This is a genomic window from Corynebacterium sp., assembly GCF_043426755.1.
In the GTDB taxonomy this organism is placed as follows: Bacteria; Actinomycetota; Actinomycetes; order Mycobacteriales; family Mycobacteriaceae; genus Corynebacterium.
Window position 1 is genome coordinate 22003 of the sequence record NZ_JBHWRP010000095.1, and the last position, 12562, is coordinate 34564.

7 protein-coding genes and 1 pseudogene are annotated in these 12562 nt (G+C 58.9%); 3 read left to right on the plus strand and 5 right to left on the minus strand.

All coding sequences use genetic code 11. The features are described from left to right. Positions 1-92: 92 nt before the first annotated feature. From ACHFGA_RS09690 to ACHFGA_RS09700, 3 genes are all read left to right on the plus strand, one after another. Positions 93-1724, plus strand: a complete 1632-nt coding sequence (locus tag ACHFGA_RS09690; RefSeq protein ID WP_394282176.1) for an acyl-CoA carboxylase subunit beta — start codon at positions 93-95, stop codon at positions 1722-1724. A 588-nt stretch (positions 1725-2312) separates the two neighbouring features. Continuing rightward, positions 2313-3902, plus strand: a complete 1590-nt coding sequence (locus ACHFGA_RS09695; RefSeq protein ID WP_394282177.1) for an alkaline phosphatase D family protein — start codon at positions 2313-2315, stop codon at positions 3900-3902. Positions 3903-3934: 32 nt separating this feature from the next. Then, entirely contained in the window at positions 3935-5182 is a 1248-nt protein-coding gene (locus ACHFGA_RS09700) for a metallophosphoesterase family protein (RefSeq protein WP_394282178.1), read from the plus strand. 211 nt (positions 5183-5393) lie between these two features. On the opposite strand, the gene ACHFGA_RS09705 is transcribed toward ACHFGA_RS09700, so the two are convergent. The 5 genes and pseudogenes from ACHFGA_RS09705 to ACHFGA_RS09725 form a co-directional block, all read right to left on the minus strand. Further along, positions 5394-6926 (minus strand): alkaline phosphatase, encoded by a 1533-nt coding sequence (locus ACHFGA_RS09705; RefSeq protein WP_394282179.1) that lies wholly within the window; start codon positions 6924-6926, stop codon positions 5394-5396. 222 nt (positions 6927-7148) lie between these two features. Beyond that, a complete protein-coding gene (locus ACHFGA_RS09710) occupies positions 7149-8666 on the minus strand; it encodes a hypothetical protein (protein WP_394282180.1) in 1518 nt (505 codons plus the stop codon). Between the two features lie 59 nt (positions 8667-8725). Further along, positions 8726-10702, minus strand: coding sequence for a hypothetical protein (locus ACHFGA_RS09715; protein WP_394282181.1), 1977 nt, complete (start codon positions 10700-10702; stop codon positions 8726-8728). Positions 10703-10761: 59 nt separating this feature from the next. Further along, positions 10762-11067 (minus strand): annotated as a pseudogene (locus ACHFGA_RS09720) (transposase); the annotation flags it as partial. A 4-nt stretch (positions 11068-11071) separates the two neighbouring features. Next, on the minus strand, positions 11072-12466 hold the full coding sequence (locus ACHFGA_RS09725; RefSeq protein WP_394282182.1) for an IS30 family transposase: 1395 nt from the start codon (positions 12464-12466) through the stop codon (positions 11072-11074). Between the last annotated feature and the right edge of the window lie 96 nt (positions 12467-12562).

The window sequence follows — 12562 nt, forward strand, 5'->3', positions numbered from 1 at the left end:
TCCGCCGCCACCCCTGCGCCGCACCCTAGTGATGCAAAACACACCGGCGTGGTGATGGCTTTTCACCTCAAAAGTGATTACACTCCCAAAACATGACAGTTTCCTCAAGTTTCACGGATCTCGAGAACATTGCCGACACCTCCACCACCGCCGGCAAAATCGCGGACCTGAAAAAGCGCCGCGCGGAAGCCCACCGGCCCATGGGCGCGAAAGCCATTGAGAAAGTCCACGAGAAAGGCAAGCTCACCGCACGCGAGCGCCTCGACTACCTGCTCGACGAGGGGTCCTTCGTCGAAACGGATCAACTGGCACGCCACCGTACGCACGACTTCAACATGCAGGCCAAGCGCCCGGTAACCGACGGCATCGTCACCGGCTGGGGCACCATCGACGGCCGCGAGGTGTGCATCTTCTCTCAGGACGGCACCGTCTTCGGCGGCGCGCTCGGCGAAGTCTACGGCGAGAAGATGGTCAAGATCATGGAGTTGGCCATCACCACCGGCCGCCCGCTGATCGGCCTCTACGAAGGCGCGGGCGCGCGTATTCAGGACGGCGCGGTATCGCTGGACTGGATCGCCCAGACCTTCTACCAGAACATCAAGGCCTCCGGCGTCGTGCCGCAGATCTCCGTGATCATGGGCGCCTGCGCCGGCGGCAACGCCTACTCCCCCGCACTGACCGACTTCGTGGTGATGGTGGACCAGAAGTCCAAGATGTTCGTCACCGGCCCCGACGTGATCAAGACCGTCACCGGCGAGGAAATCACCCAGGAAGAGCTCGGCGGCGCCATGACGCACATGACCACCGCCGGCAACTGCCACTACGTCGCGCAGAACGACGAGGACGCACTCGATTACGTGGCCGACCTGGTCGGCTTCCTGCCCTCCAACAATCGCGCGAAGGCACCCCTGGAGCAGCACTCCAAGGATGAGGGCGCGGTCGAGGAGAACATCACCGCCGATGACTTGGCTCTCGACGAGATCATCCCTGACTCCCCCACCCAGCCTTATGACGTGCGCGAGGTCATCGAGAAGCTGACCGACGACGGCGAGTACCTCGAGATCATGGAGCAGCGCGCCGAGAACGTGGTCATCGCGTTCGGCCGCATCGAGGGCCAGTCCGTCGGTTTCGTCGCCAACCAGCCCAGCGTCTACGCCGGCTGCCTGGACATCGATTCCTCGGAGAAGGCCGCCCGCTTCGTGCGCACCTGCGATGCCTTCAACATTCTGATCGTCATGCTTGTCGACGTCCCCGGCTTCCTGCCCGGTGCCGGCCAAGAGTACGGCGGCATCCTTCGTCGTGGTGCAAAGCTGCTCTACGCCTACGGTGAGGCAACCGTGCCGAAGATCACCGTGACCATGCGCAAGGCCTACGGCGGCGCGTACTGCGTGATGGGCTCTAAGGGCCTGGGCGCCGACGTGAATCTGGCGTGGCCGACCGCCCAGATCGCCGTAATGGGTGCCGCTGGCGCCGTCGGATTCATCTACCGCAAGGAGCTGGCCGAGGCGCGCGAGAAGGGCCTCGACGTCGAAGAGCTGGCCAAGAGCTTCGAGCGCGAGTACGAGGACTTCATGCTCAATCCGTACCTCGCGGCCGAGCGCGGGCTGATCGACGCCGTCATCCTGCCGTCGGAGACCCGCGGCGTGATCGCACGCAACCTGCGCCTCTACGCGGACAAGAACGTCACCCGCCCGGCGCGCAAGCACGGCAACATCCCGCTTTAAGACGCTAGTGGAATCTGTGAGTTTTTTACCTGCGCTCTGATGCCGGGAAACTCCACGCAGCACTAAGCACCCCAAGGTGGAGCGCCGGCACATGCCAGCGAGACCTTTAGGGGTGCTTATTTCTTTGGTTATTGCCGGTTGGCTTATCCGTCACCGATCAAGGCGGAAGGGGAATCAGCGCTGCTCAGTGTCGTACGCGAGGATGATCGCACGCCGATTCCGACCAGTAAATACCCGTTTTCGCTGGCGAAACGAAACAGGCGGTACCTAGGGGCCATTTTACGTCTGGGTACGTGTCGACCAGCGCAGTAGACAGCTTGATTTAGGCCCAAAGGTGGGGGTCGGTTTTCGCGAATCTTATAGTTGCGCCTTTTCGCTTATCGACGATTACCCGCGCGCTCCCCTTCCTCACCGGAAGTGAGCGCGCGGGTGCATTTTCTGCCCTTGCCGTCTGCCAGTGAATAGTTCCCCTTGATTTCACTTTGTATATACAACCAGTTTAGGTCTACTCCTTAACTTGAATCGTGCAGTCCTCTTACACCCCTCTTATCTGCACCTACCCCATTCATTCAAAACAAGGAGGAGACCATGTCCAACCCCAATCCCCTTTCGCGCCGCAGATTCCTCGCCGCTACAGGTATGGCTGCCGCTGGGCTAGTTGTGCCCTCAGCACCTGTTCGGGCGGTTGATTTTTCGTCGTCAAGCAGTAGCTTCGGTCATTTCTCAAGTCGCAACTCTGGCCTGGTAACAAAGCGTCCCGAAATCACCCACGGTGTGGCATCGGGCGACGTACGCGCAGACGGTGCGCTGATCTGGACACGATCAGACTCCCCAGCACGCATGATTGTGACTACAGATGAGCCGAGCCGTGGCCCGCGCACTTTTGAAGCACCACAGCCACTCACCCCGGACAGCGACGGAACCGGGCGAGTACGGCTGACCGGCTTTCAGCCCGGAACCGAAGTACAGTATCGCGTGCACTTGGAGGACTTGGACTCGGGGAAGAAGTCTCAGACCGTTACGGGCTCGTTTAAAACCGCACCGGCTGCAGGACAGAATATCCGTTTCCACTGGTCAGCAGACGTAGCGGGCCAAGGCTACGGCATCAATCCGGATATGGGTGGCATGATCGGCTGGTCGGCAATGGCCCAGCGCAACCCAGATTTCTTCCTACACTCCGGCGATAGCGTCTATGCAGACAACCCAATTCTGCCCGAGGTTACCCTTGACGACGGCCGCGTATGGCGCAACATCACCACCGAAGAAAAGTCTAAAGTCGCAGAAACTCTGAAAGAATTCCGTGGCCAGTACGCCTACAACTTGATAGACGAGAACTACAAGGAATTCAACCGCCACGTGCCACAGTTGCTGCAGTGGGATGACCACGAAGTCTCCAACAACTGGTACCCAGGAGAGATCCTGGACGATCCACGCTATACCCAGGAAAATCGCGCCGACGTCCTCTCTGCACGTGCTTTCCAGGCCTTTCACGAATGGCAACCACTGGATGCCACCATGGCTGTCGATGGCCGCATCTACCGCAAAGTGTCCTACGGCCCACTCCTGGATATTTTCATCCTGGACATGCGCACTTATAAAGACGAAAACACAAAGCACCATGCGGGCAATACCGATTACGGCTGGATCCTAAGCGATAAGCAGCGCGATTGGCTCATCAAGTCGGTGACCGAATCCACCGCAACCTGGAAGGTGATCGCCAATGATCTGCCACTGGGCATCATCGTTCCCGATGGCGACTTCCAGGAAGGTGTCGCCTCTGGCACTCCAGGCGCACCAGTTGGCCGCGAACAAGAACTCGCACACGTCCTGCACGCGATTAAGGGTGTCTCCAACGTTGTCTGGCTGACCGCCGACGTCCACTACTGCGCCGCACACGAATACGACCCCAATCAAGCCGCCTACCAAAACTTCTCCCCATTCTGGGAATTCGTATCCGGACCATTGAACGCTGGTGGTTTCGGCCCCAACGAAATGGACCCCACCTTCGGCCCGCGCGTGGACTTTTTCCACGGCCCAGACTACGTCAACCAGTCCCCACTAGATGACATCCAGCACTTCGGCGAGGTAGACATCAACGCTGCGACTAAGGAATTCACCGTCCGCTTCATCACCACCCGGGGCAACGTGCTGTACACCAAAACCCTGCCCGCTGCCTAACACACCTGCACTACTTGAAAGGACTCTCCATCATGGTTTTTGATCGTCGCACCTTCCTGACCCGCACTGGCCTGACCGGTGCAGCAGCAGCTGCTGCCGCTGGCTTGGGCATGAACTCCCCGGCACAGGCTCAATCCAGCTTGTCCTCCTTCCCCGGCGGTGGGCCAAGCTCCAATGTATCCTCTCATGCGGACGGAGACCACACCGCACGCACCATGCCCCTAAAGTTCAACGCAGACGGCACCTTCAAGGTAATTCAGTTCAACGACACCCAAGATGACCACCTGACCGATCGCCGCACCATCGAGTTCATGGGCAAGGCCCTAGACGCTGAAGAACCCAACTTCGCGCTGATCAACGGCGACGTGATTTCATCCGGCCCGCAAACCAACGAGCAGGTCTACCAGGCCATCAACAACGTGGTACTCCCCATGGAATCCCGCGGCATTCCTTGGGCGCTGACCTGGGGTAACCACGACGAGGACTCCACTGAGGACGGAACCCAGGTGTTCGAGCCACAGCTTCTGGAGTTCATCCGCCAGTACAAGTACAACCTCAACGCGGCCGACGATGACGTATACGGCGAGTCCAACACTCATCTGCTCGTCTCCGGTACGCAAAACACCCCGAAGTTCGCCTTATGGCTGCTTGATTCAGGCCGCTACATTAACAATGATCTCGCTGGCCAGCCCACCGACGAACTGCCCGGCTACGACTTCCTGCGCCCCAATCAAATCCGGTGGTACGAAGATAATTCCGCTGCCATGGAGGAACAGTTCGGAACAAAGGTGCCCAGCCTGATGTTCTTCCACATCCCCACGTTCGAGCACCGCGACATGTGGTTCGGCGGCCCGTACAACAACACCGAAGAACAGCACGCAGCAGCAGTGGCCCGTCACGGCATCCAGGGGGTCAAACATGAAGGCGTGTATGTGGGTGCGTTCAACTCCGGTATCTACTCCGCTGTGCGCGAGCGGGGCGATGTGCTGGGTATTTACTGCGGCCACGACCATATCAACACCTATCACGGCAACTACTTCGGAGTTGAGCTGGGTTATGGCCCCGGCACCGGCTTTGGCACCTACGGGCTTAACGACGGTACCTGGGACCAGCACACCCTCCGCGGTGCCCGCGTATTCGAGATGAATGAAAATTCTGAGCGCGTCTACGATGCCACTCGCCTGGTGTTCGCTAAGGATCTTGGTATCGACATGAACCCAGCCAAGCAGCCTCTGGAAGCCCCCGAGGCCTTCCCCGAGTATGTTAAGCCGATCAACTAGTTAGATCGTCTCCATGAAAGCCACCCTCGCCGGGTGGCTTTCATGCTTCTCGGCATGATTTGTGCACTCCCCCGCCAGATCGGTCCTGTGAGAAGCGAGGACGCGCGTGCGTCCTGAAACCAATGGGCTGAACAACACCGACGAGCAAGCAAAACGCCACACCCTCTAAACGAGAGCGTGGCGTTTACTGAGCAGCTTAAGCAGATAGGGCTTAGAACTTCAGCAAGTCCTTAATCTGTGCGGGCAGGTTGCCGCCAGCAATGTTGAGGACACCAAAGATGGCGGCCAGAATGCTCAGAATCACGGCAACTGAGGATCCCCCACCAAAGTCGGAAGAGCCGAACTCTGCGGAACCAGCATCCGCATCATCGGAGTCATCGCCTGCACGCTCGGTCCACCATGCGTCCATAACCAGGTTTGCCAGAGTGGTGTTGTCAATAAAGTCGCCACGAACAGGATCGGTGCCAGTAACAGCTGCGGTGATGTCCTCGGAGCCAGCACCCTTGTAGAAGAAAGGCACTACCTGGTTGGTGTGGCCACCAGAGTAGTAGCCATGCGCAGGGGCCTCGTTCTGCACGCCAGTCAACGGGGAGAAATCAGGCTTGTCGTTAGGGCCAGACAGGTAGCCGGTTTCGTGGTCAGCGGTGATAACCAGCAGGGTCTCGTCCCACGAGGAATTGGCCTCCACCCAAGCGATGGCAGCATCGACAGCGTCGTTGAAATCGATGGTTTCTTCAATGTCGCGGCCAATGGTGTTGGCATGGCCAGCCCAGTCGATCGCACCGCCCTCAACCATGAGGTGGAAGCCCTCGTCATCATTGCCCAGCACATTCAAAGCACCGGTAGTCATGGTGGCCAGATCAACAACATTGTTGCGTGGAGCAGAATATGGGGTGTCTTGGTCACCGTCGCGGCCCTGCTGCAGGGTGGATGCCACAGGGGCAAGGCCGAAGTACTGCTCATCGCCCGAAGCTACGCCAGCAGCGAGGGATTCAAAATCAGCTTGGTCAGTAACCACATTCCAGTCAGAGTCTTCGGCGGTGACGGAGTTGTAGGTTTCCTCCGAGATGTACTTGTACTCGGGGGTGGAAAGCGCGGCGCCGTTATCGTCGTAAAGCGGATGCCCTGCACCCATGACGACATCGAGCCCGCCGGACAACATCTCTTCAGCAATCGCATGGTAGTTGTTACGCGACTCATTGTGCGCGCCCCACGCAGCCGGGGTGGCATGGGAAAACGGCACCGAAGTCACAACTCCAGCAGCTTTATCCAGCTTCTTCGCGCGTTCCGACGTGTTTTCCACCGCCTGACCGGACGAATCAACACCCAGCATGCCATTGACGGTCTTCTGACCAGAAGCCATCGCGGTACCAGCTGCAGCGGAGTCGGTGACGTCCTGCAACACCCAGTCGTGGTCATTCCACGCAGCCTGGGGATCATAGTGGTTGCCCTCCTGGAATGTGGTCATACCCAAGTGGTTGAACGTTTCGTACTCGCGGTAGGCCTCGCCGTCGAGCTCAGTGAGAGTCTCGGCATTTGCCTCGCCATCAAGCTGGTACTTGGCCACTCCAGCTTCGTACAAGTTCGCGGCGGCAATGTGGTTGTACCCCATGCCGTCGCCGATCATATAAATGATGTTCTTCGGGCCGGCTGTGGCGGCGTGAGCAGGTGTAAGGGTGGAAGCAGCAAGCGCTGTAGCGGAAACAACAGCGCACATACGCAGCGCGCGGGAAGAGATACGCATAACAAAAGTCCTTCAAGTGCAGGCGGATACAGGGAAACTGTCGGCAGTGCGAAAACCGTGACGTCACGTTCACCTGGCGACGATATAGCTCACCATTCTTAACGTGACATGAATAGACAATACAAGTTCACAGTAAAGCGGGAACGAACCTTGTGTTAACGGTGCCTAAACGCGGCGACAATCTTTGTAAAACTGAAGAACCTAGGTCTGGCCGGAAATCGGCTACACTTCCGCGTCCGCTTCCACCGTGGCCAAGGCCGCATAGATCAGGTGCTGGGAGGCCTCTGCCTCATACTCCATCACGCGGTGTTCCTGCGAACGCTTCAGGTGTACGGCCCGCGCCTTCTCTCCTAGGCCGTCGAGGTATTCGTCGTAGGTGACTTCGCTCCACAGCAGGTAGAGCTCGCACGAAGGCTTCTCCCGCACCTCGCGCACCAGCGCCTTGTTATTCACGCTGACGGCAAACACAGCTTCATCGGTGCCCAGCGTATTCACCAGGTTTTTCACGCCCTGCAGAGGGTCAAGCGTGACCAGCTTGGCCAGGGGCAGCGGGCGCGGCGAGTAGACGGTGAACTTTTCTCCGGCGGCCAGGGCGGCGGCGGGGATGGTGATCTTTTCGCGGAATTCGGCGGGTTCGGCGCCGTCGTAGACCACGCGGGTGCGCAGGGTTTCCGGCACGACGACGAAGGTAAGTTCGTAACCAGAATCGCTGGTTACGGTCTCTAGGCGCGAGGTTTCTGTCGAGGAGAACCGCTTCTGTCCGCCATCAATTCCCAGGGGCTTTGCCCTGGTGCCGGCCAGCACGTAGTTAAAGGGCGAGAGCGCGCCTGTGATGTCAATGAAGCGGAAATCGGTTCCCTTCGGGCCTTCGTTTTTCGCGCGCATGTGGAGGCCTTCGGCGATCGCCAGGAATCGCGTATCGACGACATCATCCCCTCGGTAGAGCACCACTTTGTAGCGGCCCACCCAGGCCTCGTCATAAGCCTCTGCCGGGAAGACTTCGTACAGCCCGCCTTGTTCCAGTTCGGCTTCGTGCACCAGTTCCTGCTCACCGCCCAACGGAGCGTATGTGAGCTCAAGGAACCACTGGCCCGCGCCAAAGATGTTGATATTTGGGGAGGTGGTGTACACCGGTTCGCGGTCTTCCGTTTCCGCGTTCGGCAGCGTCGCTACCCCAAAGTCCCACTCATAGACCGGGTGACCGGCCACAGTGACGTCGATCGCTTCCCCACCCGGCACCTGCACGGTGAGGCTATCCACGCCATGAGCATCGATGCTTATCGACGACCACCCCGCCCACGGCCCCAGCGCATGCTCGTGGGTTGCCGCAGCACCTTCCACCGTGGTGCCCTTCGGTGCCAACAGAGTGTAGTTCAACTGCAGGATCCCGCCAGCTGGGTTCACGCTGCGTTCCCCATCGTGGAGCAGAAGGAAGGGGTACTCGTCGTTAAGCCCGCGGAACGTGACGGGGCCATGCTGGAGGTTTTCGCCGTCGCGCAACTCGACGGAAATGCCGGTGAACGCGGCGGGGATGCCCACGCGCACGGGATAGTCGTCCCCGACGGGTGCCGGGTAGTGGCGTGTGCGGGTGGAGCCGTCGGCGAAGGCCTGCTCGACCACCCAGGTCGGCTCGTTCAGGCCGTGGTCGGCGGCCAGGGTGGGAAGAACGACGTCGACGATATGGGTGTCGGCGTGCAGCAGCAGATACGGGTTTCGGTCCAAAATTCCAGCGTCAATCACCTGGAATATCGTAGAGCACTGCGCCAGGAAGTGTTAGCCCGGCGGGTTAGTCCACCGTGCTACTCCACTGTGGCGAAGAAGTCCTGCAGGTGATAGTAAGACTGCTTCAGCCGCGACGTCGTCTCAAACCGGTCCCAGTCCTGCCAGGTGTACCGGCGCATCGGGGCGACCGACTGCAGCGAAGGATCGGTAGCTGGAAGAATCTGCTGCGGCTGGTCTCCTTCGATGTACAGCAGGCTGATGCCGATGTCGTCGATACGCTCGCTCTGATAAATCGATTGGGTCGCGATTAAATCGGATGTCACCTCCTTGCGCGAAGGATCGCGGAAGTTCAGCAACAGCCAGGGGATGCGCACCTCCAGCTGGGTGCGATCATTCGACCACGCAAAATCCGCCAAAGAATTGTAATCGGGTGCTGCAGGGTTACCATTGCCCTCCATCAGGCGGCCGGCCTCATACTCCTCAAACGGGGTGGTCTCGCCGGTCTCCGGGTTGAACATAGTCTGGTTGAGCACGTAGTCAATCGGGCGGAAGTTCCCCGAATTCTTCTGCGTTAAGTCCTCGGGCGTGGGGATGAACCCATAGAGATAGCCGTATAGGTAAGAGTGCATGTCGTAGTATGGGTCCACCAGAACCGCGGGATTGTCCGGTTCGAGGGTGATCATATAGTCCGCAGCCGTCTCGCTGCCTATACCAAAGCGATTGACCGTGTGGTTGCCCTGGTTCGGGATTGTGTCTACCAATGCCACGGGGTATGCACCTTCTGCCGCAGGCCCTGTGAAATCAACGCGCATATAGAGGTAGCGCTCATCGTGATCGACGTAGACCGCTTCCATCGGATCGTCCGGTGTGCCGGCGGTGTACAGCGGTTCTGTCTCCCACTCACTAACATCGCCGTCAACCTGAACCTTGTGCGTGTCAAAACTAAGTAGGCCGAACTGTTGCTCACTGGTTTGTGCGTTGGACCAGAACGGGCGACGGTCTGGGTTATCAAAATCCATCGTGTTCCAGGTGCGTTTGAACCACTCGTCCTGCCATGTGAACACCAACCCGCCCATGTAGTCAGCCTCCAGCATGTCTTCGAACATGCGCTGGACATGCTCGCCTTGTGCTTGCTCTGTCACGCCACCCTGATGCATGTCCATCGGGCCGGTGTGGGTCCGACCGCGTGAGGTAGGAATGCCGAACTCTGCAACCAGGACCGGCATGTCGTGGACTGCGCGCAGCTCCTGAAGGTACGCGAAGTAGGTGTTGGGCTCGCCACGCCAGTCCGTGGCGGTGACGTACTTTTGGTCCAGCTGCAGGAAGTCCGGGTAGTACGGGTAGATGTGATAAGAGGCGAACTGGCCCACCTCATCCATAATGTCCCTGGTCATGATGTGATTCGGATCCACCTCAGCAATGTCCTCCTGATTGGAGTTATCCGACGGGTGGTCCAAAATATCAGTGGTGACCCAGTTGGTGAAGCTCATGGGGCGTACCTCACGGTAGTTTTTCATCTCATAGTCCGTGGTGAACTCCATCTGCAGGGCCAACCAGTGTTCAAAGGGGCTGGCGTCGACGGTGGAATAGTAAGTTCCTTCAAACTGGCCGATGCCCTGGTGCTTCTCATTGGTACCCCGCACCATGAACGGATCCCACTCCGTGCCCAGCACCCAACCGATCACATAGTCAGACACGTCGGTGACGTACACCCCCGACGCATGCCCAGGCACGTGTGGCACCAACGCGTTGCCGTGCAGTGCATCCACCACGTGCTGGATTTCCTGCTGGAAGCCCTGCACCGCATCTTCATGGAAGGCATCGGCGTCGCCGGTAATCCATTCCTCATTAATCCATACCCCGTGCAGGACATAGAGCTTGTCGGCCTCGTCGGCCTCTGCGTTGTACTTGGCTAGCGCCCGGTAGAAACCTGGCGGGTGCAGGGTGTAGACGCGGATGGTATTCGCATTCATCTCTCCGATATCGCGGAACCACTGGTAGTACTCGTCTTCGGTAATCGCCGCCTCGCCGGGGAAATAGCCAGGCTTCGCCATCCCGATGTTGACGCCCTTGTGAATCGGCCTGAGTTTTGTGGAGACTACGGGCAAAAGCCTTACTGGGCTTTTCGTGCGGTGTTGATGTCCTCGTAGTCCTGCTCGTATTCGATCGGGGGAACGTCACCGATCGACGAGTGCAGACGCTGGTGATTATACCAATAGATCCAGGATGCCGTTTCCGTTTCGACCTCCCGGGCATCCCTCCACGTGCGTGCGGGATCGACGTCGATGAGCTCAGTTTTGTACAGTCCGATCGTCGACTCCATCATCGCGTTGTCCAAGGCATCACCGACCGAGCCGATCGAGCCCTGGAGTCCGGCGTCTGCCAGCGCGTCGGTAAACGCCAGCGACGTGTACTGGGCGGATTCAATCGGTGGTCGCAACACCGGGTTCTTCGACTGATTGTAACTGTTCTGCAAACACCTCGGCTGGGGTTCTCCAGCCGAGAACTTTTCTTGGTCGGTTATTCAATGTGTACGCGACCGCGGCGAGCTCCTCAACGCCCCACCTCGATAAATCAGTTCCTTTGGGAAAGTACTGGCGCAACAGCCCGTTGGTATTCTCGTTCGTGGGACGCTGCCAGGGGGACTGAGGATCAGCGAAATACACCTTAGTCCCAGTCTCGAACGTGAATCTGGCATGCTCTGCCAACTCCTTACCCCGATCCCACGTCAGCGTCTTGCGCAGTTTCTGGTGAACCTTGCCCAGTGATCGAGTCAGCCCATCAGCCATCGCGACCGCACCGTGACCAGCCAAAGCAGGCCCATTATTTATACGCTCCTGCTGCCCATACCCCTCAAGTCGTGGCAGGTGGACCAGCAGCACAGAGCGACTCTTACGCTCAACCAGAGTGCCGATCGCAGACTGGTGTGTGCCAATAATCAGATCACCTTCCCAGTGCCCAGCCACCGAGCGATCCGCAGCGTCTGCAGGACGTTGAGAGATCACGACATCATCTGTGACGTGGCCTTGCGGTTTGTTGCGCGAACGCTGTCGTGGTTTCCTTAAGACTCGACCGGTACGTAGACACGCAACCAACTCGCGCTTGAGCGCGCCACGTCCTTCGATAAACAGTGACTGGTAGATCGCTTCATGACTAATTCGCATGGCGCCATCATCAGGGAAATCAAGCTTGAGACGGTGGGAGATCTGTTCCGGGCTCCAGCCTGCTACCCATTGACGGTCCGCTCGGCGTGGCTTGTTTCGTCCCTTCCACTCCGGTGCGGCGGGCCCATCCACCACGGTTCCATCGGGCAGTTTCACGCTGCCCTCAAGGCGTTGTTGTACATAGTCACGTAACGCAGGGTTGGCCACCAGTTTTGCTTGTTTAGGCCGCCGGGCAGCATTCTCGGCTTTCCACTGCGCCACTGATGCCCGGTATTCCACCTGCCCGGCACGGGTAGCGGCGTTACGGCGCAATTCCCGGGAAATGGTCCCGGGATCGCGCCTGAGCCTCCGGGCGATCTCGCGGACCCCGATGCGTTGAATGTGTAACAGCGCGATCTCTTCACGCTCGGCAAAACACAGATACCGACCAGCAGGTGGGGAAAGATCCATGGGAGCCATACCTCCAGCTTGACGAAACCACCGGGGCCCGACTGGCGCCGACACACCAACAGCAACCGCGGCGTCCTCACTGGAAACCCCGTCGGCGATCTTCTTCCAGAATTCGCGTTCGACCTCACGTCGCGGGGGCGGTCGCCCCGGCGATCGCATCGGATACCGTGTCGCTTGATCTGCGGCCACCTGACAACGTGCCATCACACACCTCCATGTCATTGGGGTGTTGCGACGACCGGTTGAATCCGCCGTTTACACCTCTCATACATTCCAAGACACCTGCAAGGACCTGAGTCA